General features: G+C 67.1%; 21 protein-coding genes. 12 read left to right on the top strand and 9 right to left on the bottom strand.

What is annotated here, in order from left to right:
• From M7H45_RS05395 to M7H45_RS05375, 5 genes are all read left to right on the top strand, one after another.
• Window positions 1-1360: AMP-binding protein (locus M7H45_RS05395; RefSeq protein ID WP_298215230.1), on the top strand; the 1360-nt coding region annotated here is incomplete at its 5' end.
• Window positions 1361-1439: 79 nt separating this feature from the next.
• Window positions 1440-2561, top strand: a complete 1122-nt coding sequence (locus M7H45_RS05390) for an acyl-CoA dehydrogenase family protein (protein ID WP_298215229.1) — start codon at window positions 1440-1442, stop codon at window positions 2559-2561.
• A 91-nt stretch (window positions 2562-2652) separates the two neighbouring features.
• Window positions 2653-3513 (top strand): formyltetrahydrofolate deformylase, encoded by an 861-nt coding sequence (gene purU, locus M7H45_RS05385; protein ID WP_298215228.1) that lies wholly within the window; start codon window positions 2653-2655, stop codon window positions 3511-3513.
• 33 nt (window positions 3514-3546) lie between these two features.
• Window positions 3547-4419 carry a bifunctional methylenetetrahydrofolate dehydrogenase/methenyltetrahydrofolate cyclohydrolase FolD gene (gene folD, locus M7H45_RS05380; RefSeq protein ID WP_298215227.1) on the top strand — a complete coding sequence of 291 codons (873 nt, stop codon included), beginning with the start codon at window positions 3547-3549 and terminating at the stop codon, window positions 4417-4419.
• Window positions 4420-4489: 70 nt separating this feature from the next.
• The gene (locus M7H45_RS05375; RefSeq protein ID WP_298215226.1) at window positions 4490-5200 is read left to right on the top strand and encodes a cupin domain-containing protein; all 711 of its coding nucleotides are present in this window, start codon (window positions 4490-4492) and stop codon (window positions 5198-5200) included.
• Here the strand turns inward: M7H45_RS05375 and mbfA are convergent, their stop codons facing one another.
• Complete coding sequence (gene mbfA, locus M7H45_RS05370) at window positions 5201-6157, bottom strand: iron exporter MbfA (protein WP_298215225.1); 957 nt, start codon at window positions 6155-6157, stop codon at window positions 5201-5203.
• Window positions 6158-6416: 259 nt separating this feature from the next.
• On the opposite strand from mbfA, the gene M7H45_RS05365 reads away from it, so the two are divergent.
• The gene (locus M7H45_RS05365; RefSeq protein ID WP_298215224.1) at window positions 6417-8180 is read left to right on the top strand and encodes a sulfotransferase; all 1764 of its coding nucleotides are present in this window, start codon (window positions 6417-6419) and stop codon (window positions 8178-8180) included.
• Entirely contained in the window at window positions 8177-9550 is a 1374-nt protein-coding gene (locus tag M7H45_RS05360) for a tetratricopeptide repeat protein (RefSeq protein WP_298215223.1), read from the top strand. Before M7H45_RS05365 ends, M7H45_RS05360 begins: the two co-directional genes overlap by 4 nt.
• Before the next feature lie 50 nt (window positions 9551-9600).
• On the opposite strand, the gene purD is transcribed toward M7H45_RS05360, so the two are convergent.
• Window positions 9601-10875 carry a phosphoribosylamine--glycine ligase gene (gene purD / locus M7H45_RS05355; RefSeq protein ID WP_298215222.1) on the bottom strand — a complete coding sequence of 425 codons (1275 nt, stop codon included), beginning with the start codon at window positions 10873-10875 and terminating at the stop codon, window positions 9601-9603.
• Window positions 10876-10922: 47 nt separating this feature from the next.
• On the opposite strand from purD, the gene xseA reads away from it, so the two are divergent.
• From xseA to M7H45_RS05335, 4 genes are all read left to right on the top strand, one after another.
• Window positions 10923-12407 (top strand): exodeoxyribonuclease VII large subunit, encoded by a 1485-nt coding sequence (gene xseA / locus M7H45_RS05350; RefSeq protein ID WP_298215221.1) that lies wholly within the window; start codon window positions 10923-10925, stop codon window positions 12405-12407.
• Window positions 12408-12494: 87 nt separating this feature from the next.
• The gene (locus M7H45_RS05345; protein ID WP_298215220.1) at window positions 12495-13748 is read left to right on the top strand and encodes a paraquat-inducible protein A; all 1254 of its coding nucleotides are present in this window, start codon (window positions 12495-12497) and stop codon (window positions 13746-13748) included.
• On the top strand, window positions 13745-15337 hold the full coding sequence (locus M7H45_RS05340; RefSeq protein ID WP_298215219.1) for an intermembrane transport protein PqiB: 1593 nt from the start codon (window positions 13745-13747) through the stop codon (window positions 15335-15337). The genes M7H45_RS05345 and M7H45_RS05340 overlap by 4 nt, the downstream gene beginning before the upstream one ends.
• Window positions 15334-15891 carry a membrane integrity-associated transporter subunit PqiC gene (locus tag M7H45_RS05335; protein ID WP_298215218.1) on the top strand — a complete coding sequence of 186 codons (558 nt, stop codon included), beginning with the start codon at window positions 15334-15336 and terminating at the stop codon, window positions 15889-15891. The genes M7H45_RS05340 and M7H45_RS05335 overlap by 4 nt, the downstream gene beginning before the upstream one ends.
• A 19-nt stretch (window positions 15892-15910) precedes the next feature.
• On the opposite strand, the gene M7H45_RS05330 is transcribed toward M7H45_RS05335, so the two are convergent.
• The 3 genes from M7H45_RS05330 to M7H45_RS05320 are packed head-to-tail and all read right to left on the bottom strand — an operon-like array spanning window position 15911 to window position 19595.
• A complete protein-coding gene (locus M7H45_RS05330; protein WP_298215217.1) occupies window positions 15911-16666 on the bottom strand; it encodes a class I SAM-dependent methyltransferase in 756 nt (251 codons plus the stop codon).
• Window positions 16667-16698: 32 nt separating this feature from the next.
• Complete coding sequence (gene polA / locus M7H45_RS05325) at window positions 16699-19404, bottom strand: DNA polymerase I (protein ID WP_298215216.1); 2706 nt, start codon at window positions 19402-19404, stop codon at window positions 16699-16701.
• Complete coding sequence (locus tag M7H45_RS05320) at window positions 19401-19595, bottom strand: zinc-finger domain-containing protein (RefSeq protein ID WP_298215215.1); 195 nt, start codon at window positions 19593-19595, stop codon at window positions 19401-19403. The genes polA and M7H45_RS05320 overlap by 4 nt, the downstream gene beginning before the upstream one ends.
• 27 nt (window positions 19596-19622) lie before the next feature.
• Between M7H45_RS05320 and M7H45_RS05315 the strand changes: the two genes are divergently transcribed.
• The gene (locus tag M7H45_RS05315; protein ID WP_298215214.1) at window positions 19623-20627 is read left to right on the top strand and encodes an alpha/beta fold hydrolase; all 1005 of its coding nucleotides are present in this window, start codon (window positions 19623-19625) and stop codon (window positions 20625-20627) included.
• Here the strand turns inward: M7H45_RS05315 and M7H45_RS05310 are convergent.
• The 4 genes from M7H45_RS05310 to addB all read right to left on the bottom strand — a co-directional run.
• Complete coding sequence (locus M7H45_RS05310) at window positions 20596-21033, bottom strand: acyl-CoA thioesterase (protein ID WP_298215213.1); 438 nt, start codon at window positions 21031-21033, stop codon at window positions 20596-20598. The genes M7H45_RS05315 and M7H45_RS05310 overlap by 32 nt on opposite strands.
• Window positions 21033-21350, bottom strand: coding sequence for a thioredoxin (gene trxA / locus M7H45_RS05305; RefSeq protein WP_298215212.1), 318 nt, complete (start codon window positions 21348-21350; stop codon window positions 21033-21035). The genes M7H45_RS05310 and trxA overlap by 1 nt, the downstream gene beginning before the upstream one ends.
• A gap of 54 nt (window positions 21351-21404) precedes the next feature.
• Entirely contained in the window at window positions 21405-24815 is a 3411-nt protein-coding gene (gene addA / locus M7H45_RS05300; protein WP_298215211.1) for a double-strand break repair helicase AddA, read from the bottom strand.
• Window positions 24802-26657: double-strand break repair protein AddB (gene addB / locus M7H45_RS05295; RefSeq protein ID WP_298215210.1), on the bottom strand; the 1856-nt coding region annotated here is incomplete at its 5' end. The genes addA and addB, both read right to left, overlap by 14 nt.

Genomic DNA, 26657 nt, shown 5'->3' with positions numbered 1-26657 from the left:
CACCGCCACCTATCTCGCCTGCGCGCGCATCGGCGCGGTCATCAACCCGCTCATGCCCATCTTCCGCGAGCATGAGCTGCGCTTCATGCTCGGCTTCGCCGAAACCAAGCTGTTCATCGTGCCGCGCCGGTTTCGCAATTTCGATCATGAGAGCATGGCCAAGGGCTTGCAGAAGGAATTGCCCGAGCTGCGCCATGTGGTGGTGGTGGAGGGTGAGGGCGCGGATAGTTTCGAGGCGCTGCTCTCCGGCCCGGAATGGGAGAAGGAGCCGGACGCCAACGCCATTCTGGCAAACAGGCCGAATGGTGATGACATTACCCAGTTGATCTATACCTCAGGCACCACCGGGCGTCCCAAAGGGGTGATGCACAGCTTCAACACGCTTTTGTCTTCTGTAATTCCGTTTGCGGAAAGAATGAAAATCACCGGCGATGATATCGTGTTCATGCCGTCTCCGCTCGCCCATTTGACAGGTTTTGGCTATGGGCTGGTGATGCCGGTACTCATGCACGCCCATGCGGTATTGCTGGATATCTGGCAGCCGGACAAGGCGCTCGACATCATCCGCGCCGAGCATGTCACCTTCACCATGGCCTCCACGCCTTTTCTCTCGGACCTCACGCGGGAAGTCGCGAAAACCGGCAAAGCGGTGCCGACATTACAACGCTTTATTTGCGGCGGCGCGCCAATTCCCAGCGCATTGGTAATGGAATCGCAAAAAATATTGAAAGCGAAAATCATTTCCTTGTGGGGAATGTCGGAAAATGGAGCGGTAACCACGACTTTGATGGAAGATGACGATGAACGCGCTATTAACACGGATGGCAAGCCGTTACCGGGCGCTGAATTAAAGGTGGTCGACGCTGATGGCGCAACCCTGCCCTATGGGGCGGAGGGGCGCCTCATGGTCCGCACATGCAGCAATTTTGGCGGCTATCTGAAATCCCCTCATCTCAACGGGATGGATGAGGAGGGATGGTTCGATACCGGCGATCTCGCGCGCATGGACGAGCGGGGATATATCCGCATCACCGGCCGCAGCAAGGATGTGATCATTCGTGGCGGCGAAAACATCCCCGTCATCGAGGTCGAGGAGTTGCTCTATAAAATGCCCGCGATCCAATACGCCGCGGTGATCGGCTATCCGGATGAGCGGCTGGGGGAGCGTGTCTGCGCGGTGGTGGTGCTTAAACCGGGGCAAAGCCTGACACTTTCGGATATCGTGACTTACCTTAAAAACCAAAAAATCACCATGCAGTACATTCCCGAACGGCTGGAAATAATGGACGCCATGCCCACCACCCCCTCGGGTAAAATCCAGAAATTCAAGCTGCGCGAACAGCTCAAGGAGATGGCTTGATTTCTGTTACCCCATAAAGGCAATTCCATCTGGAAGGACGGCAATGAATCGAAGCCATAGGCGCCAGCCTCTGAAAACCGTGGATCGGGTTCAATTCCGGGAAATGTGCGCGCGCTTCGCGGCCGCGGAGATTGGCCCGCGCTGGCGGATCGCCGACCGGGACAAAAAATTTCCCCGTGAGTTCTATGTCGCGGCGGCCCGGGCGGGCCTCATCGGCATAACGGCTCCCGAATCCGTTGGCGGCTCCGAGCTTGGCTCGTATGAAGAGGCCATCGCCTTGGAGGAAATGTCGAAGGTCAATCCAAATCTCGCCGTTTCGATTTTGGTGCAGAATATCGCCGGCTCGATTCTTTATGATTACGGCTCGCCCGAACAGCAGGATATCGCCCGGGAGATGATTGCCGGCAATCTAATGGTTGCCATCACGATCACCGAGCCGGAAGCGGGGAATGACATTCAGAACGTGTCCACCCAGGCGCGGCGCGATGGAGACGATTGGGTCATTGATGGGCTGAAATCCTTCATCACCTTGGCCGGCGAATGCGATGTTCTGGTCACGCTGGCGCAGACCGATAAAAGCCGGGGCCGGCACGGCATGCAGTTCTTTGCCGTGGATCGGAACAGTCCCGGTGTGAGCTGCTCCCAGATCGAAACCTATGTGAACAGGCCGGCGCCCACTTATAGGGTCCAGTTCGATAATGTGCGGGTTCCGGCGCGCCGGCGCCTCGATGCCGGGTTCAAGGAGATCATGACGGGCTTCAACCGGGAGCGGATCATGGTCGCGGCGCGCTGGCTCGGCCATATGCAGTCCGCTCTGGACTGGGCGCGGGGCTACGCGACCACCAGGCATCAATTTGGCCGGCCCATCGGCGCCAACCAGTCCATCGCGTTTTCCTTGGCGCAGGCCCATGTCGATGTCGAGGCGACACGCCACCTCACCTATCATGCCGCTGAGCGCTATGATTCTGAGGCGCCGCTCAAGGATGTGATTCTGGACGTCTCGACCGCCAAGCTTTTGGCGACTCAGGCGGTCGTGCGGGTGACGCAGACGGCGCTGCACGTGGCGGGCGGCTGGGGCCTCACCGAGGAGCTTCCCGCGATGCGTCTGGCGCTGGATGCCATGGTCGCTCCCGTCACGGTCGGCAGCTGGGAAATTCAACTTCGCGCGATCGCCCGGGAGCTGGGCCTGCCTTGTGACTGAGCGTGTCGCGCCAACAGGCGCAGAGGCTTAAAGCTCGCCTTCCCGGCCGGCAGGTTTGCAATCCCTGGGCTTTGTGACAGAACGCGGCGCCATGTCCACAGACCAGCATGTTCTTACCCTATCCTGCCTCAACCGGCCGGGCATCGTTGCGGCCGTCGCCACCTATCTGTTTAAAACCGGGGCGGATATTCGCGAGGCCCAGCAATTCGATGATCTCGAAACCGGCAGATTTTTTGCCCGCATCGCCTTTTCCCTGGTAGGCGGGGCGGATATCGCGCAGCTGCGGGAGGGGTTTGCCGCCGTCGCGGAACCTTTTGGTCTCACCTGGAAGTTTTCCGATCATGCGCTCCCGCGGCGGGTGCTGTTGCTCGTCTCCAAATACGACCATTGCCTGCAGGATTTACTCTACCGCTGGCGCATTGGAGAATTGGAAATGGAGCCGGTTGGCGTCATCTCCAACCATCCGCGCGCCTCGCGCGACGGAGCCGGGTTGCACGGTGTTCCCTTCCATTATCTGCCGGTCACACCGGCCACGAGAAAGGAGCAGGAGGAACGCATCTTGGACATCGCGGTGCAAACCGGGGCGGAGCTGGTTGTGCTGGCGCGTTATATGCAAATTCTCTCCGACGCGCTCGCCGCCCGGCTGGCGGGGCGCTGCATCAACATCCACCATTCCTTCCTTCCCGGATTCAAGGGCGCGCGCCCCTATCATCAGGCGCATCGGCGCGGGGTTAAGGTTATCGGCGCGACGGCGCATTACGTCACTGGAGACCTCGACGAAGGCCCGATCATCGAGCAGGACGTGGAGCGCATCAGCCATGCCGACACGCCGGAGGACCTGGTGCGCAAGGGGCGCGATATCGAGCGGCGGGTGCTGGCGCGCGCCGTCCGCTATCATTTACAGGACCGTGTTCTCCTCAACGGGGCCAAGACGGTGGTATTCGGCAGCTGACGCGGCGCGCGCGGGCAGGAAAGGAGCGGTCATTTGGCTCGGATCATCGATGGTAAAGCCTTCGCGGCGCGGTTGCGCGCCGCCATCGCGGCGGAGGTGGCGGTGCTGCCCTTCAAGCCGGGGCTGGCGGTGGTGCTGGTGGGGGATGACCCCGCCTCCCAGCTCTATGTGGCCAATAAGGCGCGGCAGACGGTAGAGGCGGGCATGCGCTCTTTTGAGCACCGGCTGCCGGCCCGCGCCTCTCAGGCGGAACTTTTGGACCTGGTGCGGCGGTTGAATGCCGACCCGGCGGTGCACGGCATATTGGTACAGTTGCCGCTGCCGCCGCCTCTTGCCGCGGCGGAGGTGATCGCCGCCATCTCACCTGAAAAAGACGTGGACGGCCTGACCGTGGTGAATGCGGGGCGGCTCGCCACCGGCTTGCCGGGGCTTGTGCCTTGTACGCCGCTCGGCTGCCTGCTGCTGCTGGAAGAGGTCCTCCCGGAGATGGCGGGGTGTCACGCGGTGGTGATCGGCCGCTCCAATCTGGTCGGCAAGCCCGTCGCGCAGTTGTTGTTGCAACGGGACTGCACGGTGACCCTCGCCCATTCCCGCACCCGTGACCTGCCGGGGCTATGCCGGCAGGCGGATATTCTGGTGGCTGCCGCCGGCCGTCCGGAAATGGTTAAAGGCGATTGGGTCAAGCCTGGTGCCGCCGTGATCGATGTCGGCATCAACCGGGTGGCCGGAGCGGCCGGCAAGGCGCGGCTGGTGGGAGATGTGGAGTTCGCCAGCGCCGCGCCCGTGGCCGGGTGGATCACCCCGGTGCCGGGCGGGGTGGGGCCGATGACCATCGCCTGCCTGCTCCGTAATACCTTGACCGCGGCAAAAAACCAGGAGGCCGCCCGCGTGGGCGAACCGGGCTAAAACAATTCTGGTAAACAAGGCTGGCCTTTTTTTCTTGGGCGTCGTAACAATACGTTCAGGAGGATGGCGCATGAATAGCCAGGCCAAATCCAAAATGCGGGCCGTCCGGCTCGCCCAGACCACGCTGCCTGAGGCATTGGAACAGGCGGGTTTGCCGCCAGTTCTGGCTGAGGGCTACCGCACCGTGAGCAGCGCGGCCGCGGTATCGGACCTGACGCTGGAACAGGCCATTGGCGTGCAGGTCCGCCAATTGCGGCGCCGCATCGGCCTCACCGTATCGGAGCTTGCCGCCGCCGCCGGGCTGTCCGGGGGTATGTTATCCAAGATCGAGAATGGACAAATCTCGCCCTCGCTCGCCTCTCTGCAATCCCTGGCGGGGGCGCTCAACGTTCCCGTATCCACATTCTTCTCCGCTTTCGAGGAAAAGCGGGATTGTTCCTTCGTCAAGGCGGGGAGCGGCATGATTATCGAGCGTCAGGGCAACAAGGCCGGGCACCAATATCAATTGCTGGGCCATTCGCTTGGCGGTAAAACGGTGATGGAGCCCTATCTCATCACGTTGAGCGAGGAGGCGCTGCCCTATCCCGCTTTCCAGCACGAGGGGTCGGAATTCATCTACATGCTAAGCGGCGAAGTGGTGTATCGTCATGGCGACCAATCCTATCACCTCACGCCAGGAGACGCGCTGCTGTTCGACTCCGGGGCGCCGCACGGGCCGGAAAAATTGTTGTCAAAGCCGATGACCTATCTTTCCATCATCGTTCATCAGCGCCCGGCCTGATCATCCCGCGCCGATCAGCACGCCGGTGGCGAAAACCAGCGCCCCGCCCAGCGCCACTTGCAGCGTGGCGCGCAGGGGCGATGTGTCCATGAACTTCCAGCGCACCCAGGAGATCACCGCGAGCTCGATGATCACCACGATGATCGCCACCAGCAGCGCCACATGCAGGTTGGGGATAAGAAAGGGCAGGGTATGGCCAAGCCCGCCCAGCGTTGTCATCACCCCGGTCACCGCGCCGCGCACATAGGGCGTGCCCCGGCCGGTGAGCGAGCCGTCATCGGAGAGAGCCTCGGCGAAACCCATGGAAATGCCCGCCCCCACCGCCGCCGCCGCGCCGACGATAAAGGCTGAGAATGGATTATGGGTGGAAAAGGCGGCGGCGAAAATCGGCGCCAGGGTGGAGACGGAGCCATCCATCAGCCCGGCCAGGCCGGGCTGGATGTATTGCAGCATGAATTGCCGCCGGGCGGTCTGGTCCTCGGCTTTGCGGATGTTCTCTGGCAGGTTTTCCGCTGAAAGCTCCTCCGCCATATGCTCGTGCTCGGCCTCGGCGTCGGCGAGATCACCCAACAGCTTGCGAATCGACACATCCGTCGCCCGGGCGGCGGCGCGGCGGTAAAAACGCTGGGTCTCCGCTTCCATGCTTTCCGCCAGATCGCGGACATCGTCTATGCTGGGCTTGGGAAGCTGCCAGATGGAAGGGCGCTGAATGAAGCCTCGCACATCCTGCCGGCGAATGAGGGGAATGTGCTCGCCGAACTTTTCGCGGTAGAGGTCGAGCAGCTGGCGCCTGTGCTCGCTCTCCTGCGCCGCCATTTCCTTGAAGATATTGGCGGAGGCTGGATAATCGTCGCGCAGCCGCTCGGCTATGTCGAGATAGATGCGCCCGTCCTCCTCCTCATTGCCGATGGCGAGGGCGAGAATCTCGCGTTCGGAAAGTTGTGAGAAATCGCGCATGAGCGTGCCCCCGAATGAACCGCCGATTTGACGCGCGGGCCGCGCGCCGTCAAGCAATTTGATGCATTTGCGAATGACTGACTGTCGCATAATCCGCTGAATTCATGATATTTTGATTACAACCCATCACGTTGCCTCTTCACGCAAAAATTGTAAGATGAAACGATGGCGGGGCTGGGTTAAGGCGGTGGAACGGGTGCGGTTAACAAAAGACCTTTGCCCTTGCGGGAGCGGTTTGCGCCGGATGCGATGCTGCGACATGGACGAGGCGCAATGGCCGGGCCTTGAAGCGGCAGCCTTGCTGGATGACAAGGCCATCGAGGCCACCCAGCTTTTCAACGATAAGAAACATGAAGAGGCGGCGGCGCTGGCGCTCAAAATTCTCGATGCCGTGCCCAACCAGCGCGCGGCGCTCCGTGTGCTCTTCGAGATCCGCGATGCCGAGAAGCGCCGCCGCGCGGCGGACGCGCTGGGCGCGCGGCTGGCGGGGCTGGAGGGGCCGGCGGCGTTGCGGGCGCAGGCGAATGAACGTTTCGCCTATTACCTCATCGGCCTCGGCCGCCACGCAGAGGCGGCGCCCTATGCCGCCGCGGCGGTGAAGGCCATGCCCCGGGCGGCGGCGGCCCACCATATCATGGGAATGGTGCTCACCGAAACCGGCGCTCTGCAGGCGGGAGAGCGCCATTACCGGCGGGCACTTGAGTTGTTGGCGCGCGAGGATGGCATGATCCTCGCCAATCTCGCCTGGAATTTGAAAATGCAGGGGCGGCTGACCGAGGCGCGGAAAATCTATGACCGGGCGCTGGCGTTGCGGCCCGATAATTCGCGCGGCGTGGGCGGGCTGGCGCAGTTGCTCTTCACCCAGGGCGCGCGTGGCGAGGCGGATGCGGTGCTGGACGACGCGCTAGCGCGCTGGCCGCAGGATCGTCTGCTGCGCATGCTAAAGGTGATGGCGGATCTCGCTCAGGGCCGGGTGGAGGCGGCGCTGGAGCGGTTGGGGCCGCCGGAGGCGCAGCTGCCTCCTGAAATTCTCGCGCGCGGGCGGGCCCATATGCTGGCGGGCCAGCCGCAGGAGGCCATCACGGCCATCGCGACGGCGCGGGGCGTGCAGCGGGAGCGGACGGGGCAGAGCTTTCGGCCGGAGGAGTTGAGCGCCCGGCTCGAATCCTATCAGGCTTATTTTACCGCCGAGCGCATCCAACCCTTGCCGCGCGCCCGCCCCGGCGCGTTCATGCCGGTCTTCCTCCTCGGTTTTCCCCGCTCTGGCACCGGCCTGCTCGAACAATTACTGGCGCAGACTCCCGGTTTCGCCCCGGGAGATGAGGTCGCGCCGGTGGCGAAACTGACCACGGCCATCCCCGGCCTGGCGGGGGGCGCCGCCTACCCGCAGGCGCTGGACGAGGCGCTGATCGGGGACGGCGCCGAACTTCCAGAGCGGCTGCGGGAGATGTACGAGGCGCCGCGCCGCGCCATGGGGCTGGCACGGCCAGAGGTGGGGTTTATCACCGACCGGGCCGTCAGCAATGTCTGGCATCTCGGATTGATCAAGCTGCTCTACCCCGAGGCCCCCATCATCCATGTGCTGCGTCATCCCTATGATCTCCTGCTCGCCAATATCGCCCAGGACCGCAGGTTAGAGGGCGACGCTCAAGCCGGATTGCCGGGCCTGGCGCGATATTACGATTTTCATGCCCGCATGCTGCGGCATTATCGCGGCCAGCTGACCCTGCGCTACCTGCCGCTGCGTTATGAGGAGCTGGTGGCGAGGCCGGAGGAGGCGGTGGGGCGGGTGCGCGAGTTCATCGGCCTGGACGCCGCCATTCCGGAGGGGCTGGCCGGGAACGCGCTGCCGGTGGCGGCACCCTGGCCGGGGCATTTCGCCGGGCGGGTCGCGGTGCATGGCGGGGCCGCTTGGCGCTTCCGCGCGTATGAGGCCGCTTTGCCCCATCTGTTCAAGGAGGTGGAGCCCATTCTCGCGCCCTGGCTGGCCGAGCTTGGCTATGATGGGGAGCAAGGCGCGTGAGCGGCGCGGCGCAACCCGGCCAGGTGGTGATGCCGCTCGCCGAGGCGCTGGGCCGCCTTGCCCGGCTGGAGCAGGAGGGCCGGCTGGCTGAGGCGGATGATCTCGCCAGCCGGATGCTGGCGGCGATGCCGGAGCACCCGCACATCCTGCAAATGGCGGGCATCGTCTCCCACCGGCTGGGCCGGCATGAGGAGGCGATCGCGCGCATGGAAAAATCCGCGGCGCTGTCGCCAGACACGCCCCTCTACCCCCGCAACATGTGCGAGATCTATCGCGGCGCGGGGCGGCTGGATGAGGCGCTGCGCGCCGGCTTGCGGGCGGTGGAGCTGGCCCCGGGGGATGCCCGTTCCCATTTCAACCTCGCCCTCATCCATTACGAGCGGCGGGAGCTGGATGAGGCCGTGCGGGTGGCCGAGCAGGCGATCGCCTGCGACCCGGCTTTCGCCGAGGCCCATTTCGAGAAAGCCGAGGCGCTGCTGCTGGGCGGGCGGCTGCGGGAAGGCTGGGAGAGCTATGAATGGCGCTTCAAGCTGAAACAGGCCGAGGGGATGCTCCCCAAAACCGACAAGCCGCAATGGGATGGCACGCCGCTCGACCCGGGCAGGCTCCTCATCGTCGGTGACCAGGGCTTTGGCGATTGCATTCAATTCGCCCGGTTCATTCCCTGGGCGTGTTTGCTGGCCCCCCGCCCGGTTCTCGCCTGCTCGGCGGAGCTCATGCCCTTGTTGCGCCAGATCCCCGGCCCCGCCCGGCTCGTCACGCGTTGGGAGGATACGGGGGAGTACGACGCCTATATCCCCCTCTCCGGCCTGCCGCGTTTGGCGGAAGCCACGCTGGAAACCCTGCCCCCCGCGGGGTATCTCGCGGCGCCGGAGGCGCTGGTGCGGCTCTGGGGCGAACGTCTGGAACGGTTGATGCCCAAGGGCAAAAAACGCATCGCGCTGGTCTGGGCCGGGCGGCCCACCCATAAGAACGACAAGAAACGCACGCTGAAACTGGCGCAGTTCGGGCCCCTGTTCGCGCGCGAGGATATCGTGATCGTCACCGTCCAGAAGGGCGAGCAGATCGCCCAGGCGGGCGGGTATTATGGCCGCGCCCCCCTGGTGAATCTCGGGCCGGAGATCGCCGATTTTCTCGATACCATGGCGATTTTGCAAAACGTGGACCGGCTGGTGAGCATCGACACCTCGGTCATTCATCTCGCCGGGGCGAGCAACGTCCCGGCCTCGCTGCTGCTGCCCTACGCGCCGGATTGGCGCTGGCTGCTGCACCGGGAGGATACGCCTTGGTATCCCTCGCTGCGGCTATACCGCCAGACCCGGCCCTATCAATGGGAGGACGTGATCCTCCGCGTGGCGGCGGATATCTAATCAATAATCCTCTGAACCTGAATCCTGGCTTCAGATCAGATGAGTGAAATCTAACCCCGCAGCGCCCGCCAGCCAATGTCGCGGCGGCAGAAGCCATCCTCCCAATCCAGCCGGTCGATGGCCGCGTAGGCGCGGCCGAGCGCCTCGCGCAGATCCTGCCCCACCCCGTTCACCGCCAGCACCCGCCCGCCATTGGCCAGGACGCCGCCCGTCTCGCCCATCATCGTTCCGGCGTGGAAGATGGTCACGCCCGGCACCGCTCCCGCCTCGTCCAGGCCATAAATCTCGCTGCCGGTGGCGTAGGCGCCGGGATAGCCGCGCGCGCACATCACCACCGTGGCGGAGCCGCCGGGCCGCCACGCGGCCCGCACATCTCTCAGCCCGCCCTTCGTCGCGGCCAGCAGCGCCGCCAATAAATCGCCCGCGAGCATGGGCAGCACCGTCTCGCATTCCGGATCGCCGAAGCGGGCATTGAACTCGATCAGCTGCGGCCCGTCCGGGCCGACCATCAGCCCGGCGAAGAGAAACCCCCGAAACGGCGTGCCCCGGCGCGCCATTTCCCTCAGCGCCGGGCGGATGATCTCCGTCATCGCGCGCTCGATCACCTCAGGCGTGGCCCAGGGCGGGTTGAAGACCGCGCCCATGCCGCCGGTATTGGGGCCGGTATCGCCCTCGCCCACCCGCTTATGGTCCGCCGCCGCGCCGAAAAACACCGCCTCCTCGCCATCGCACAAGGCGAAGACGGAAAGCTCCTCGCCCGTCAGGCATTCCTCGATCACCACCGAGGCGCCCGCCGCGCCATGCACCCGCTCCTCCATCAGGGCGGTGACGGCCGCGTGCGCTTCCGCAAGGCTCGCCGCCACCACCACGCCTTTGCCCGCCGCCAGCCCGTCCGCCTTCACCACGATCGGCGCGCCCGCCCGCTCCAGATACTCATGGGCGGCATCGGCTTCGGAGAAACTCTCCCAGCGCGCGGTGGGAATGCCCGCCGCCTCGGCGATCTGCTTGGTGAACAGCTTGCTGCCTTCCAGCCGGGCGGCGGCGGCGCTGGGGCCGCAACAGGCGATCCCGGCCCCGGCCAGCGCGTCGGCAAGGCCGGCCACCAGGGGCGCTTCCGTTCCCGGCACCACGAGATCGATGCCCCGCTCGCGGGCAAAGGCGGTGATCCCGGCGAGATCGGTGGGGCGCAGCATCACGTTTTCGGCCAGGGCGGCGGTGCCGGGATTGCCCGGCGCCACATAGAGCTTGCTCAGCAACGGGCTTTTGGCGATGGCCCAGGCGAGGGCGTGCTCCCTGCCGCCGGAACCGATGATCAAGACCCGCATGGCGCCCCCCTCTATTACCGGGCGGCGCTGTATCATATTCTGCCGCGATGAGCGAAACCGGCCAGAACACCCCTGAATATACCGTCTCCGAGATCGCCGGGGCGGTCAAGCGCACGCTGGAGGGCGCGTTCGGCCGGGTGCGGGTGCGCGGCGAGATCACCGAGTTCCGGCCTTATGCCTCGGGTCATCAATATTTCGCCCTCAAGGATGAGAGCGCCAAGATCCGCGCCGTGCTGTGGAAAAGCGCCGTGCCCCGCGCGGGGCTGAAGGCGGAGAACGGCATCGAGGTCATCGCCACTGGCCGCCTCACCTCTTATTCGGAGCGCTCGGAATACCAGCTCATCGTCGAAAAGCTGGAATATGCCGGGGCGGGGGCGCTGCTCGCCCGCATCGAGACGTTGAGGCTGCGCCTGCAGGCCGAGGGGCTGTTCGAGCGCCGGCGCGCCTTGCCGCTGCTGCCGCGTGTGGTGGGGGTCATCACCTCCGCCCAGGGCGCGGTGTTGCAGGATATCAAAACCACCATCGCCCGCCGCTTTCCCCGGCCCATCCTGCTTTGGCCGGTGCCGGTGCAGGGCGAGGGCGCGGCGGAGCGGATCGCCGCCGCCATCAACGGCTTCAACAGCCTCCCTCCGCATCTGCCGCGGCCGGAGGTGCTGATCGTCGCGCGCGGCGGCGGCAGTCTGGAAGACCTCATGGCGTTTAACGAGGAATGCGTGGTGCGCGCCGCGGCGGCCAGCCATATTCCGCTGATCTCGGCGGTGGGGCACGAGACCGATACGACGCTCATCGACTTCGCCGCCGCCCGCCGCGCTCCCACCCCCACGGCGGCGGCCGAGATGGCGGTGCCCGCGCGCGCCGATCTGCTCGCCGATCTCACCCAGCGCGCCGCCCGGCTGCAAGGCGGGCTTGCCCGCCATCTCGCCCAGGCTGGGGCGGGGCTGGAGCGGGCCGCGGCGCGGCTGCCGGATCTACCCGTGCTGCTCAACACCGCCCGGCAGAGGCTGGATGACCGGGCGGAGCGGCTCGGTCTCTCTCTGCCCCATTATCTGGCGGCGCGCCGCGCCCGGCTGGAGCGTCAGGCGCCGCGCCACCCCGCCGAGATCATCGCCGGCCTGAAAGGCCGGCTCGACCTCGCCGGCCATCGGCTGGTGATCGCGCCCTTCGATCTGCTGCGCGCCGGCCACAGGCGGCTGGACGCCGCCTCCCACCGCCTCATCCCGCCCCGCGCGCAGATCACCGGGCACCGTGCCGCCCTGGCCCTGCTGGAACAAAAAGAACGCGCCAGCCTGGCCGCGCGCCGGCGCGAGGGGGCGCTGCGGCTGGAAGCTCTCGCCGCCCGGCTGAACGCCGTCTCCTATGAGCGCGTGCTTGCCCGCGGCTTCGCGCTGGTAACCAGGCCGGGCGGCGGCACCGTGACCCAGGCGGCGGCGGTGGCGCCCGGCGCGGCGCTTACCCTGCGCTTCAGCGATGGCAAGGTGGGGGTGAGGGCTGAGGGCCGCCTGCGCCCCGCCCAGCTGGATCTCGGTCTCTGAGATGCCCCTGGCTTCAACCATGGCTTGAACCATTCTAATTATACGCCCAAATTATGATTTCATGAGCTGTTTTTTCTCCGTGCCGCGATGACGGCCGCCTCGGAGGCGGAATTCAAAGACTTCTGGCGCGAATGCACCCATTGCGGGTTGTTCTGCCGCCTCGGTCCCCGCCACCCCGGCGAGGTGGCGGAATGTCCACGTTGCGGCACCGCCCTGTGGCGGATGCGGCGGTCGCATATGAACTTTCCCTTGGCCTGCGCCATGGCGGGGTTGCTTTTCTATATCTTCGCCCTCATGGCGCCATTTCTCGAAATCGAAACCTATGGCCGCGCCGCCTTTGCCCGGCTGGAAACGGGACCCATCCGCTTGACGGAGGGGGGGTGGGAGCTGCTGGGCACGCTGGTTTTCATCGTCACCCTCATCATGCCCGGCGTGAAGCTCGGCATCGCCATCATCACCCTGCTCGGGCTGGAAACCGGCCTGCCCAGGCGGCTCCTCAAATCCTTGTTCCGCTGGTATGAAACCATCTCGCCCTGGGCGATGATGGATGTATATCTGCTCGGCTTTCTCGTGGCCTATACCCGCCTGACCCCGATGTTCAACGTGCATCTGGACACGGCGTTATACGCGCTTATCGGGCTGATGCTCTCGATGGCCGCCATGGATGCCAGCCTCGATCAGGAGTTGGTATGGCGGCGGCTCGGCCATGAGGATTTGCCGGCGGAGCGGGGGGAGGCCCAGCCCATTGGCTGCATGGTGTGCGGGCTGGTCAATCACCGTCCGCCCGGAAGCCCCTGCCTGCGCTGCGAGACGATTCTGGAGCCGCGCAAGCCGGCCAGCGTCACCCGGGCCTGGGCCTATACCATCGCCGCGGCCTGCCTGTATGTGCCGGCCAATCTCTACCCGATCATGAATCTCACGAGCATGGCCAAGACCCAGCCCTATACGATTTTCACCGGCATCGTCGAATTGGTGAAGAATGGTTTGTGGCCGGTGGCGCTGCTGGTGTTTTTCGCCAGCATCACCATACCGCTGCTCAAGCTCGTGGGTATGGCCTATATCCTCGTCACCTGCCAGCGCGGCAGCGCCCAGCTGATGCGCGGCCGCACCCTCGCCTATAAGATCATCAACGTCATCGGCCGCTGGTCGATGATCGACATCTTCATGATCTCCATTCTCGTCGCGCTGGTTCATTTCGGCCAGATCGCGAATGTGACCGCCGATACCGGCGCCGTGTGCTTCGCCTCCGTGGTCATATTGACGATTTTCGCCGTGGACGCGTTCGACCCCCGGCTGATCTGGGATAATGCCGGTAACGCCAAGGAGGACCACAAGGCATGACTGACGAGCCCGCGCCGGACGCTCATTCGAACCCGCCTCAGGCCCGGCTCCGGCGGCACCGTTTCCAAATCGTCTGGATTATTCCCATCGTCGCCGCGCTCATCGCCGCCTATCTCGGCTATCGCACGATCATCGCCGAGGGCCCGCTCCTCACCCTCACTTTCAAGGACGCCCAGGGGCTGGAAGCCGGGCAGACGGAGGTCAAATATAAGGCCGTCTCGCTGGGCACGGTCGAGAGTATCGACCTCGCCAAGGATAACAGCAAGGTCATCGTCAAGGTCCGGATGAAAAGCGTGGGAGAACGGTTCCTCAACTCCAACGCCCGCTACTGGGTCGAGCGGCCCCGGCTGACCTTCGGGGATATTTCCGGTATCGAAACCCTGGTTTCGGGCGCGTATATCGCCGTGGACCCCGGCAAACCCGGCGGACATCACCAGGACAGCTTCGTGGGGCTGGAGCAGCCGCCCGGCGTGCGCTCCGACGAGCCAGGCCGGACCTACACGCTGATGGCGAACCAGCTGGGCTCGATCACCTCCGGCTCGCCGATCTTCTATCGCGATGTCCAGGCGGGCGAGGTGCTGGGCTATGACATCGGCAACGGTCTCGGGCCGATCAAGATCAATATCTTCATCCGCGCCCCGTTCGATGATCTCGTCCGGCCCAATAGCCGCTTCTGGAATACGTCCGGCATCACCATCGACACCAAGGGCGGCGTGCTGCAATTGCGGGTGCAGTCGGTTCAGGCGGTCATCGCCGGCGGCATCGACTTCATTCTCCCCCGCTCCGCCCAGAGCCAGGCCCCCAGCCCCCCCGGCGCGGTTTTCCAGCTTTTCACCTCGCGTCAGGAGGCGGAGGCCGCCGCCTTCACCCGCCAGATCAAGGTAGTCAGCTATGCCAATAGCGATGTCAGCGGGCTCACGCCCGGCGCGCCGGTGAATTTGCTGGGTATCCAGGTAGGCAGCGTGATGAGCGTGGATCTCCTGCCTGATCCCGCGACCGGTCAGGTCAAGGTGAGGATCGGCATGCAACTCCTGCCGCAACGGATCTTCGGCCAGGATAACACCGATACCGCCAGCGCCACCCAGAGCTTGCAGAATTTCGTCGATCACGGGATGCGCGTCGAGATCGGCTACGCCAATTACGTCACCGGCCAGAAAGAGATCGACCTGACCATGGTGAAGAAGGCGCATCCGGCCAAGGTGACCCAGGAGAATGACAGCCTCGTGCTGCCCTTCCAGAAGGGGGCGCTCGACGACATGCTCGCCAACGCCACCGACATCACCGCCAAGGTGGATCAGATGCCCTTCAAGCAGATCGGCGAGAATTTCAACAAGCTTTTGAAGACCGCCAATAACACGCTCGGCTCGGCCCAGACGAAGGAGCTCATCTCCCATCTCTCGGCGATGCTTGCCAGCGCCAATACCACCTTGCAGGAGTTGAACGAAAGCTTCGGCCAGGATTCGACGCTGCAAAACGGTCTCCAGCAGCTGCTGTCCCAATCCAGCATGACCCTGCAAACATTGCAGGCCCTCGCCGCCTATCTCAACCAGCATCCGCAAGCGATCATTTTTGGACGGAGCAAACAATGAAACGGCGTTTTCTCATCGCCTCATCCGGCGCGGCGCTGCTGGCCGGGTGCAGCTCCGCCCCGGTCCATAATTGGAGCATCGCCGCCCTGCCGGGGGCGGTGCGAGGCGGCACCGGCCAGCGCGTCGGCGTGCGGCCCATCGGCCTGCCCGCCGCGCTGAACCAATCGGGCGTGCCGGTTTTCAGCGTGGATTACGCCGCCAACACCTTCCCCAACGACCAATGGGCCGCGCCGCTCTCCAGCCTGTTGCAAACCGCGATGGTGCAGGATCTCGCCCAGCGCCTCCCCGCCGATACGGTGCTCGCCGTGGGCGGGGCCATCGGCGCCGCGCCGGATGAGCTGGTGGAGATCCAGCTTCTCACCTTCGCCCCGGATAGCGCGGGCGAGGTCAGGCTGATGGCCCAGCTCGCCGTCCGCCCCGCCAAGGCGCAAATCTGGCAGTTCCGGAATTTTTCGGCCACCGCCCCGGCCGGCAAGACAGCGCAGCAGATCGTCGCGGCGATGAGCCAGCTTTGGGCTCAGGCCGCCGACCAGGTGGCGGCGATGCTGGCGTGAGCCTCGAGGCCCGCTGGGATTACCGGCTCAGCAGAATCGTCGCGGTTTCCAGCGTGAAGCCGCCTTCCTCGGTCAGGCGGAGGTAACGGCGCACCGGGTCCGGCGCGCCACGCTGGAGGTGCCGGATCGCCGCCACCATCTCCGGCGGGGTCCGGGTCCGCTCCGTCCAGCTGGCAAAATCCAGCGGCAAGGGCCGCACGGTGCAGCGCTGGAGGCTGAAGCCCGCTTCCCCCAGCGCGGCGCACCATTGGCCGGCGCTGTAATTGCGGACATGCGAGGGGTCGCGCAGCAATTCCAGGGCTTGCAGATGCGTGTCCAGCAAGGGCGATTCCGGCGCCAGCGTATCCATGAACACGGCGAGACCGCCCGGTTTGGTCACCCGCCACGCCTCGCGCAGCCCCGCCTTGAAATCGGACCAGTGATGCGCGGTGAAGCGGCAAAGCACCGCGTCGAAATGCTCATCCGCGAAGGGCAGGGATTCGGCGGGGGCCAGGCAGGTCTCGATATTATGCAGGCCCTGCGCGGCGGCGGTGCGGGCCACGGCGGCCAGCATGGCGGGGGTGACGTCGCAGGCCACCACCCGCGTCGCGTAGCGGGCGGCGCGGTAACTCACATGGCCGCCGCCGCATCCGAGATCGAGCACGCAAGGCAGGGTACGGCCGCGCAGCGCGGCCTCCATCTCGTCGAGATCCTCCCCCGCCGCATGGACCTGGCTGCGGACATAGGCCTCGGCCCGCGGCTCGTAATGGGTGGCGGCGAAATGCTTGTCCGTCATCGCGGTTGTCTCCTCGCTTTACGCAGGCCGGCTCAATGCGCCTCGGCCCAGTTTTTACCGGTCCCGGTTTCCACCACCAGCGGCACGGAGAGGCTGGCCGCGTTCTGCATCACCTCGCGCGCCAGCGCCGCGGCCGCCTCCGCCTCGGCTTCCGGCGCCTCGAACAGCAATTCGTCATGCACCTGGAGCAGCAGCCGGGTGGAAAGCCCCGCCGCCCGCAGAGCCTTGGGTAGCTTCACCATCGCCCGCTTGATGATGTCCGCGGCGCCGCCCTGCAAGGGGGCGTTGATCGCCTGCCGCTCGGCATAGGCGCGCGTGGCGGGAATTTTGTCGCGGATGCGCGGCACCCAGCAGCGCCGCCCGAAGGGGGTGAGCACGTAACCCTGGGTGCGGGCCTGTTCCTTGGTGGTTTCCATATAAGCCCGGATCTCGGGATAGCGCCGGAAATAGGCCTCGATATAGTCCCGCGCCTCGCCGGGCGTTATGCCGAGCTGGCGCGCCAGCCCGAAGGCGGAAATTCCGTAGATGATGCCGAAATTGATCGCCTTGGCGCGGCGGCGGGTGGCGCTGTCCATCCCCGCCATGGGGATGCCGAACACCTCCGAGGCGGTACGGGTGTGAATATCCTCGGCCTTGGCGAAGCTTTCCTTGAGCGCCGGAATATTGGCGACATGGGCGAGCAGCCGCAATTCGATCTGCGAGTAATCCGCCGAGATCAGCCTTGCCCCCGCCGGGGCGATGAAGGCTCTGCGGATGCGCCCGCCCTCCTCGGTCCGCACCGGGATGTTCTGGAGGTTGGGGTCGGTGGAGGAAAGGCGGCCCGTGGTCGTCGCCGCCATCTGGAAGCTGGTATGCACGCGGCCCGTCACCGGGTCCACCTGCTGGATCAGCGCGTCCGCATAGGTGGTTTTGAGCTTGGCGAGCTGACGCCAGTCCAGCACCCGCGCCGCGATCTCCGCGCCCTGCTCGGCCAGGCTTTCCAGCACGGCGGAATCCGTGCCCCAGGCGCCATTCTTGCCGCGCTTGCCGCCGGGGAGCTTCATCTCCTCGAACAGCACCTCGCCCAGCTGCTTGGGGCTGCCGACATTGAAATCGCGCCCGGCGAGGCAGCGGATCTCCTCCTCCAGCGCCGCCATGCGCGAGGCGAATTCAGCGGACATGGCAGTGAGATCGGCCTTGTCCACCAGCACGCCCGCCGCCTCCATCCCGGCCAGCACCGGGATGAGCCTTTTTTCCACCAATTCGTAAAGGGCGAAAGATTTATGCACCCGCAAGGCGGGTTTGAGCGTCTCCCACAGGCGCAGCGTGACATCCGCCGCCTCGCCCGCCAGCCCGGCGGCCTTGTCCAGCGGCGCCGCCGCGAAGCTGAGCCGCCCGCGCCCGGTGCCGGTCACCTCATTGGCGGTCTTGACGGTGTGGGAGAGATGCACGCGCGCCAGCGTGGCGAGATCATGCGCGAAATTGCCCGCATCCTGGGCGTAGGAGATCAGCATGACATCATCGAGCGGCGCGGGCGGGGCGAGCCCTGCGCGGGCCAGCGCCTCGGCCGAATATTTGGCGTCGTGGAACACCTTCATCACCGAGACATCGGCGAGGAGCGGGTCGAGTTCAGCCGCCGCCGCCTCCCAGTCCAAGGCGGGCGGAGCATCCAAGGCGGCCTCGTGGCCGAGCGGCAGATACGCCGCCTGGCCGGCGCGGGCCGCCAGCCCCAGCCCGACCAGCCGGCCATGCAGCCCGGCGGGATCGTCCGTCTGGACCGAGAGCGCGAGCACCCCCGTCTCACGCGCCGCCGCGGCGATGGCCCGCAACTCCGCCAGGCTGACGATGAGAGGGTAGGGGCCGAAGGGCGCATGGCTCGGCTCGACCGGCGCGCTCTCCTCGGCCTGGCCGTCCTCCAGCCCCAGCCGGTGGCGGATGGAGCGGAAGCCGTTCTCGGTGAGAAAGGCGCGCAGCACCGCCGCGTCCCAGGGCTTCACCGCCAGATCCTCCAGAGGCAGCGGCAAGGGCGCGTCATCGCGCAAAATCACCAGCTGGCGGGAAAGCCGCGCCGCATCGGCATGCTCAATAAGCGCGTCCCGCCGCTTAGAGGGCTTCATCGCCGCCGCCGCCGCCAGCACGCCGTCCAGCGTGCCGAATTCATTGATCAGCGCCGCCGCCCCCTTGGGGCCGATGCCCGGCACGCCCGGCACGTTATCCACCGAATCGCCGATCAGCGCCTGCACCTCCACCACCTTCTCCGGCGGCACCCCAAATTTGGCTTCCACCTCGGCAGAGCCGATGGGCGTGGCCTTGATCGGGTCGAGCATGGTCACGCCGTCGCGGATCAGCTGCATGAGATCCTTGTCGGAGGAGACGATCACCACCTCGCCCCCCGCCGCGCGCGCCGCCTTGGCGTAAGAGGCGATCAGGTCATCCGCCTCCCAATCGGCCAGTTCTATAGAGGGCACGCCAAAGGCCTTGGTCGCCTCGCGGATGAGGGCGAATTGCGGCACCAGCTCGGGCGGCGGCTCGGGCCGGTGGGCCTTGTAGTGGTTGTAAAGCCGGTTGCGGAAGGTCTTGCGCCCGGCGTCGAAAATCACCGCCAGATGCGTGCCCGTATGCTCCTTCAAAAGCCGCGCCAGCATGTTGCAGAAGCCGAACACGGCGTTGACATGCACGCCATCCGGGCGCTGCATGTCCGGCAGCGCGTGGAAGGCCCTGAAGATGAAGCCCGACCCATCAACCAGAACGAGTTTCAATGGCCGGTATCCGCGCCCTCGCCGTCCAGGATGAAGATGCGCGAGCAATAAGGACAGGCGATTTGCTTCCCTGGAATGCGCAGATAAACCTTGGGATGGCCGAGCGGTCCAGCGCCGCCATCGCAGGCGACGGCGCGGGTTTTGACATGGATGATTTCCGAATGATTGATCGAGTCCGTCTGTACGCTCATGCTTTCGCGCTCCGCTGCCAACACGTCTTGGCCTCTCTCTTAGCTTCATTCCGCGCCGTTCCCAAGCTGGCCCTGGCCCTGGCTGGCTGCGCCTCGCCGCCTTTCGCCCCGCCGCGCCCGGCGCCCGGCTTTCCCATCGTCACCTCTGGCTATTTCAACCTCGCGGATGGCGCCCGCCTGCCATACCGGCTCTACCCGGCGCAAGGAGAGGTCAAGGCGGTGGCGCTCGCCCTGCATGGCTACACGGATAGCCGCGATGGCTGGGAGATGCTGGCCGGTTATCTCAACCCCCGCGGCATCGAGATCTACGCGCCGGATATTTCCTCCTTCGGCGCCACCGCCAATCGCGGCCATTGGCCGGGCACGCCGGTGCTGGTGCGCGAGGCGCGGGAGGAAGCCGTGCAGCTGCGCCGGCTTTACCCGCACACGCCGCTCTACATCATGGGTGAGAGCATGGGCGGGGCCATCGGTCTGCTGCTCGGCGCCTCAGCCGCGCCGCCGCCGGTGGATGGCTATGTGCTCTCCGCCCCGGCGGTGTGGGGCGGGCCGGCGATGGGACCGGTTTTGAAAAGCAGCCTGCGCGTGGCCGAGTTCTTCGCGCCGGGGAAGCGGCTCACCGGCCAGGCGGTGCATGTCCGTGCCTCGGATAACGAGGCGGCGCTCATCGCCTTCGGCAACGACCCGCTCACCCTGCACGCGCCCAGCATCCGCGACATCGCCGGGCTGGTGGAGCTGATGGGAAAGGCGCAGCTGGCCTGCGCGCGCTTCAATCAGCGGGCGCTCATTCTCTATGGCGGACATGATGAGCTGATCCCCCCCGGCGCCATGCGGGCTTGCTGGCGGGCGATTCCCGCCGCCGCGCCGGTCACGCTCGCCTATTATCCGCCGGATTATCACCTGATCCCGCGCGATCTGGAGCGCGCGGTGCCGGATGCGGATATCCTCGCCTTTCTCAGTCATCGCGGCCTGCCCTCGGCGGCGCCGAGCGAGGCCACCATCTTCATGGCGACGATGGACGACTCGCCGCGCTGAGCCGGGCGGTGGCGTTGGGGGGCAGGGGTCGCGAGCGGCCGGAGGAATCAATGGCGACGAATTTGAACACCGCCTTGGTCACCCGCTCGTCGTTTTCCTCGGAACGCTCGCGCCGCCAAGCCTCTATGGAAATATTCATCGAGGTGCGGCCGATGGAGACGAGCTGGCAATAGACCGAGACCTCGTCCCCCACCCTGACCGGGCGGATAAAACTCATCGCCTCCACAGCCACGGTCGCGCAGCGGCCATGGGCGATCCGCTGGGCGAGATTCCCGCCCGCGAGATCCATCTGGCTCATCAGCCAGCCGCCGAAAATATCGCCATTGGCGTTGGCGTCGGCGGGCATGGCGATCGTCCGGATCATCGGCAGGACGTCCGGCGGCAACTCACGTTCCAATGGAGTCATCAGAGGTTTTTCTCGATCCAGGCCTTGAGCATGGATTTGGGGGCGGCGCCGACCTGCTTGGCCGCCACCTGGCCATTTTTGAAGATGAGCAAGGTGGGAATGCCGGTGACCCCATACTTGCTGGGCGCCATCGGATTTTCGTCGATATTCACCTTCACCACCTCAAGCTTGCCGTCATACTCCTTGGAGAGATCCTCCAGCGCCGGGGCGATGGCGCGGCAGGGGCCGCACCACTCCGCCCAGAAATCCACCAGCACCGGCTTGGCGGATTTTAGTACTTCGGTCGCGAAGGTCGTGTCCGTCACCGCTTTCGTCATGATGCACCCGTGTGAATGAAACCTGCCGTAACATGGCGGCGAATGGCGGGGCGATCAAGCCAGGGCCACCGCGTCCAGCAGCGCGTCCGGCACGGGCATGGCCTCGGCCCGCGCGGTCCAGACCAGCAGGCAGCGCACCGCCCGGCCCGGATGGATCTGGCGCAGCACCGCCCGGTAGGCGGCAAGCTGGCCGAGATAGGCGGCGGGTATGCCGTCCGGTCCGGCGGGCGGGGCGCGGTCCGTCTTGTAATCGGCGATGATGATCTCCGCCGCGCCGATAAAGAGCCGGTCCACCAGGCCGCCGGTCTCCCGCCCCGCCACCACCCCGGCGAGCGGCACCTCCGCCATCGAGCCGGGGCCGAAGAGCGGCGCGAGTTCGGGGCTGCCGAGAATTTTCAGCAGGGCGTCGCAGAGGTCCTCAGCCTCCGCCGCCAGGGCGGGCTGGGAAAGGAGATAGGCGCGCGCCGCCTCCCGCCGCGCCGCCGGGGCGAGGCCGGGCAGATGCTGGAGCAAGGCATGCACGGCGCCGCCGCGCGCCAGGGCGGCGGCGCGGCGGGAGGCGGAGGCTTGCGGCCCCGCCAGCGGACTCGCGGGCAGGATGGCGTGGAACGCTCCCTCCGCCGCCCGGCTGGGGACGATCCGCTCTGGTGTCTCGTTTTCCTTGCGCGGCGGCGTGGCCCGCCAGTCCGGCGCGGTCCCCGCCCAGCCGGGCAAGGCCGCGCCGGGCCGGGCGCTCCGCGCTCCGGCGCCATCCGGCGGCGCGGTTTGCGGACGGTCATAAACGAGGGAGCCATCATCTTCCTGGCGGGCGGGCAAGCGGGTGAAGCCCGCCTTCACCGCCTCGTACCAGCACGTGGCCGGCGGGGCCTTGGCGCCGGCCGCGCCGCAGATGAGCAATTCATCCTCGGCGCGGGTGAGCGCCACGTAGAGCAGGCGGTTATATTCCTCCTTGCGCGCGGCGCTGCGCGCCGCCTCCGCCTGGGACAGCACGCCGGGGCGTTGCTCCGCGCGCGGGCAGAGCACCGGCAGCTTCATCCCCGCCTGCTGCGGCACGTCCATCCATAAGAGGCTGGTCTCGGGTTTCAGCGGGCTCACCGTATCCGGCAGGATGACGATGGGCGCCTGCAACCCCTTGGCGCCGTGCACGGTCATGATCCGCACCTCGTCGCTCGCCGTCTCGGATTCGCGCTTGATGTCGGCGGCGGCGAGCCGCACCCGCTGGACGAAATTCTGCAAACTGCCTGGCTCGGCGGTGGAGAATTGCAACGCCTCGGCCAGCAATTCATCCAGCGGCTCCGCCGCCTCGGCGCCGAGGCGGGCCAGCATCCGCGCCCGCCCGCCCAGCGGGCCCAGCGCCTCGGCCAGCAGCAGAAAAGGGCTGATGAAATCCGTCTGGGCGCGCAGCGTCTCGTAAAACCGCTTGGCCGCCCGCCATTCCGGCCGCTCCTCCGCCCGGGCGTAGAGCGCCGCCACCAGCGAGGCCGGGCGGCCCAGCGCCAGCGCCATCAGGCTGTCATCGTCCAGCCCGCCCAGAGGCGAGACGAGAAATTGCGCGAAGGCGAGGTCATCCTCGGGCAGCAGCAGCGCGTCGCACAAGGCGAGCATGTCGGCGACGGCCGTCTGCCGCGTCAGCACCATGCGGTCCAGCCCCGCCACCGCGATGCCACGCGCCTTGAGCCTGGAGGTGAGCGCGCCGACCAGCGGCCCCCGGCGGCGCACGAGAACGAGGAAATCGCCAGGCCGGGCGGGGCGGCCCTTGGCCGGCAAATCCTGGCCCAGCCGCCCGGCGATGAAATCGCATAACCGCGCCGCCAGCAGCGCGGTGGCGGATCGCGCCTTCTGGTAGTCATCCGGCAAATCCCAATCCGGCGCGCCGGCGGCGGCCTCCGGCTGGGTGAGCGGCCAGAGAGTCACCCGCCCCGCCTGTCCGGCCCGGCTCACGCCATGGCGGAGGGTTTCACCAGGGGCGAGCACCCCCTCGCGCGCGAAGCCCGCCGCGAACACCGCGTCGGTGAGTTCCAGCACCGGGGCGGTGGAGCGGAAGGAGACGGAAAGCGCCCCATCCAGCCAGGGGCGGCCCGCGCCCCGCGCCGCCTCGCGGAATTTGCCGCGATAGGTCTCGAAGCTTTTGAGGTCCGCGCCCTGGAAGGAGAAGATCGATTGCTTGGGGTCGCCCACCGCGAAAATGCTGCGCGCCGCCTCGCGCGCGCCCTCTCCGGCGAAAAATTCCGCCGCGATGGCGTTGGCGATGCGCCATTGCGCCGGGGCGGTGTCCTGCACCTCGTCGAGCAGGAGATGCTCGATGCCGCCATCCAGCTTGTAGAGCACCCAGGCCGCGCCGGGGTCCACCAGCAACTCTCCGGTCTGGAGGATGAGATCGGCATAGGTCAGCGCCGCCGCGCGCCGCTTGGCCGTGCGCTCCGCCGCCCCGGCGGGGATGAGAAGCTGGAGCAGCGCGGCGTTGAACCGCACCAGCCGGAGCAGCTTGCGGCGGTCGCGCAGGGCGAGAAGGCGCTCGGCCTCGCGCGCGAAGGGCGTGAGGATTCGCTCATCCGCCGCCGTCTTGCCGCAGCACGCTTCCAATTTGCGCGGCGTGCCCGCCTGGGTCAGCCACACCGTCTCCCAGGCCGCGCATGCGGCCTGGCGGGCCTCCGTTTCCAGTTCCAGCCAGGCGAGCGCGCGCGTGGCCCAGCTCCGCCAGCTCGGCGTGCCCCGCGCCGCCACCTCGGCCAGGGCGGCACGCAACGCGGCCTCGCCGGGCGGCACCGCGAACTCGCGGGAGATCACCGCCTCGTCATCCGCTTCCGCCGCCCCCAGCGCGGCGCGCAGCAGCGCCGCCACCCGCTCCGCCGTGCAGGGCAGGGAGAGCAATTCATGCTCCGCCTCCGCCGCGAAACCGGCGCTGATCCCGGCGAAGCGCAGCTCGTCGATCTCGCCCGCCACGGTTTCGATCTGGGAAAACAGCGCCGGGCGGGCCAGGATCTCCTCCCGCGCCTCGCGCAGGCGCTGGGCCGCCGCCTCGTCATCCGCCACGGTGAAATGCGGCGAAAGCCGCGCCTCCAGCGGGAAGCGCCGGAGCAGGGATTGACAGAAGGCGTGGATCGTCTCGATGCGCATGCCGCCGGGCAGATCGAGCACCTCCGCGAAAAGCTGGCGCGCCCGCCGCAGCGTATGGGGGCTTTGCGGCACCGCGAGCGCGCGCAGCCGGGCGCGGAGTTCCGCCTCCGGCATCGTCACCCATTCGCCCAGGCGCCGGTTGAGGCGGATGCGCATCTCCGCCGCCGCCGCCTTGGTGTAGGTGAGGCAGAGAATCCGTTCCGGCGCGGCGCCCGCCAGCATCAGCCGCAGCAGCCTGTCGGTGAGCAACTTGGTTTTGCCGCTCCCCGCCGAGGCCGAGACGAAGGCGGATACCGCCGGGTCGGAGGCCGCCAATTGCTGGCGGTTGGCATCCTCAATCGCGGTCATCGCCAGTCTCGTCCTCCCCCGCCCATTCCGCCCGGCGCGAAATCCCGGCGTAATCGTCGTAGAGATTTTGCCGGTCCGGGTGCGGCGCGGCGAGAAAGGCCGTGGCCGGGTCGGCGAACCGCGCCAGCAGGGCGGGCAGGGCGCTGGCGGCGCTGTCGATGACGGCGCGCAATTCCCCCGGCTTTGCCAGCAGCGCCGTCTCGCTGCCCGGCGCGGCCCGGCCCGAAAGCCCGATATACAGCAATTCCCTCACCTCCGCCGCGAATTCCTGGCCGAAGGCGCCGCGCTCGGCCATCGCCGCCTCCAGCGGCAATTGCGGCGCGGTTCCCGCCCGCACCTTTTTCTCCTCCGGGATTTTACCGGTCTTGTAGTCCATGATCCGCACCCCGCCATCGGCATGGCGCTCGATACGGTCGGCCCGGCCCTTGAGGATGAGACCGCCCGGCAGCGCCCATTCTCCCTCTTTTTCCAGGGCCCGCGCGGCGGGCTGGCCGAGCCGGGCGCAACGCTCGCGCTCCGCCTCCGCCAGCCAGGCCGCGATCCGCCTCAGCCGCGCCTCCCACCATTGCGCCAAAGCCGGGCGCGGCCGGCCCGCGCGCATCGCCGTTACCAGCGCCAGGCAAAGCCGTTCCGCCGCGTCCGCCGCCAGCGGATCGCCCTGCGCGAAGAACGCGGCGAGACCGGCATGGACGATATCGCCGAATTGGCTGGCGTCGCTCTCCTCGTCCAGCGGAGCGAGAGGGGCGAGACGGAGGATGCGCCGCGCATAGATGGCGTAGGGGTCGGCCATCAGCGTCGCGATGTCGGAGACCGAATAGATGGTGGGGCGGAGCGCCGCGGGCGGGGCGGGGCGGGGCTTGGGCCGCTGCGTCCGCCGCTCCGGCTGGTCGAGCTGCCCGGCCCAGGCGGCGGCGGGGTGAGGGGGCAATTCCATGTTCTGCCCGGTGAGCATGGCGGCCAGGCGCGTCAGCCAGCGCGCGGGCACGGCGGGGGCGCGCTCGCGCCGCTTGGGCGCGGCGAGAATGACCTGCCGGCAGGCGCAGCCCAGGGAAAAAAATGCATGGGCGGCCTGGCCCAGCTTGCGCTCCGGGCTGGGCAGCCCGGCCTGGCGGCGCATGGGGCGGGAGAGCCAGGGGCCCGGCTCTTCCAAGGCGGGCCACACACCCTCGACCAACCCGCCCAGCACCGCCACATCCACGCTTTGCAGCGCCGCCTCCTGGATGCCCCAGATGGCGATGCGGGGGTGGCTGTCCTTGGAGCGGGGGCGGCGCACCACCCCGCCCGCCAGCAGCGCGTCCAGCAATTCCGGCAATTCGGCGAGGCTCGTCTCCGGCAAATCCGCCAGCGCGGCCAGCGCCTCCGCCAGCAGGGTAGAGAGCGCCGATCCCGCCTCGCCGGACCATAACAGCTCGGCGCCTGGCGCGGCCTCGGTGGCGGCCAGCGCCTCCGCCGCCTCTATCAAGGCGGCCAGGGCCTGGACGGGGGGCAGCGCCACCGGCAGGGCCAGCGGCGCCAGCAGCCTCTCCAGCCGGGCGAGAAAATCCCGCTCGGCCTGAGGAGCCGTCTCGAGCGGGAAGCGCAGCCCGCCGAGTCCCGGCGGCGGGCGCGGCCCGCGCAGGGCGCGGCGTTCCAGCCGCCGGGCCATGTCGCGGAAGGCTTGCGGCGGCATCCCGCCCGCCGCCAGCGGGTGTTTGAGCAGGGCCAGCAGGGGCAGGGGCGCGTAATCCTCGCGGGCCGCCCGCGCCAGCAGGCGCAGGAACACGGCGGGCGGGGTGGCGGCCAGGGCCTCGCCCGCGCTGTCATCCGCGGCGATGCCGAAGCGCTTGAGCGCCGCCGCCACCC

The sequence above is a fragment of the Acidocella sp. genome, from assembly GCF_027352905.1.
In the GTDB taxonomy this organism is placed as follows: Bacteria; Pseudomonadota; Alphaproteobacteria; order Acetobacterales; family Acetobacteraceae; genus Acidocella.
This window is presented reverse-complemented; position numbering and strand designations above follow the sequence as displayed.

Coding starts and splice junctions, on each gene's coding strand:
- purU (WP_298215228.1), top strand. CDS start 2,653: ATGTCCACAGACCAGCATGTTCTTACCCTATCCTGCCTCAACCGGCCG.
- M7H45_RS05375 (WP_298215226.1), top strand. CDS start 4,490: ATGAATAGCCAGGCCAAATCCAAAATGCGGGCCGTCCGGCTCGCCCAG.
- mbfA (WP_298215225.1), bottom strand. CDS start 6,157: ATGCGCGATTTCTCACAACTTTCCGAACGCGAGATTCTCGCCCTCGCC.
- M7H45_RS05365 (WP_298215224.1), top strand. CDS start 6,417: ATGGACGAGGCGCAATGGCCGGGCCTTGAAGCGGCAGCCTTGCTGGAT.
- purD (WP_298215222.1), bottom strand. CDS start 10,875: ATGCGGGTCTTGATCATCGGTTCCGGCGGCAGGGAGCACGCCCTCGCC.
- xseA (WP_298215221.1), top strand. CDS start 10,923: ATGAGCGAAACCGGCCAGAACACCCCTGAATATACCGTCTCCGAGATC.
- M7H45_RS05345 (WP_298215220.1), top strand. CDS start 12,495: ATGACGGCCGCCTCGGAGGCGGAATTCAAAGACTTCTGGCGCGAATGC.
- M7H45_RS05340 (WP_298215219.1), top strand. CDS start 13,745: ATGACTGACGAGCCCGCGCCGGACGCTCATTCGAACCCGCCTCAGGCC.
- M7H45_RS05335 (WP_298215218.1), top strand. CDS start 15,334: ATGAAACGGCGTTTTCTCATCGCCTCATCCGGCGCGGCGCTGCTGGCC.
- M7H45_RS05330 (WP_298215217.1), bottom strand. CDS start 16,666: ATGACGGACAAGCATTTCGCCGCCACCCATTACGAGCCGCGGGCCGAG.
- M7H45_RS05320 (WP_298215215.1), bottom strand. CDS start 19,595: ATGAGCGTACAGACGGACTCGATCAATCATTCGGAAATCATCCATGTC.
- M7H45_RS05310 (WP_298215213.1), bottom strand. CDS start 21,033: ATGACTCCATTGGAACGTGAGTTGCCGCCGGACGTCCTGCCGATGATC.
- trxA (WP_298215212.1), bottom strand. CDS start 21,350: ATGACGAAAGCGGTGACGGACACGACCTTCGCGACCGAAGTACTAAAA.
- addA (WP_298215211.1), bottom strand. CDS start 24,815: ATGACCGCGATTGAGGATGCCAACCGCCAGCAATTGGCGGCCTCCGAC.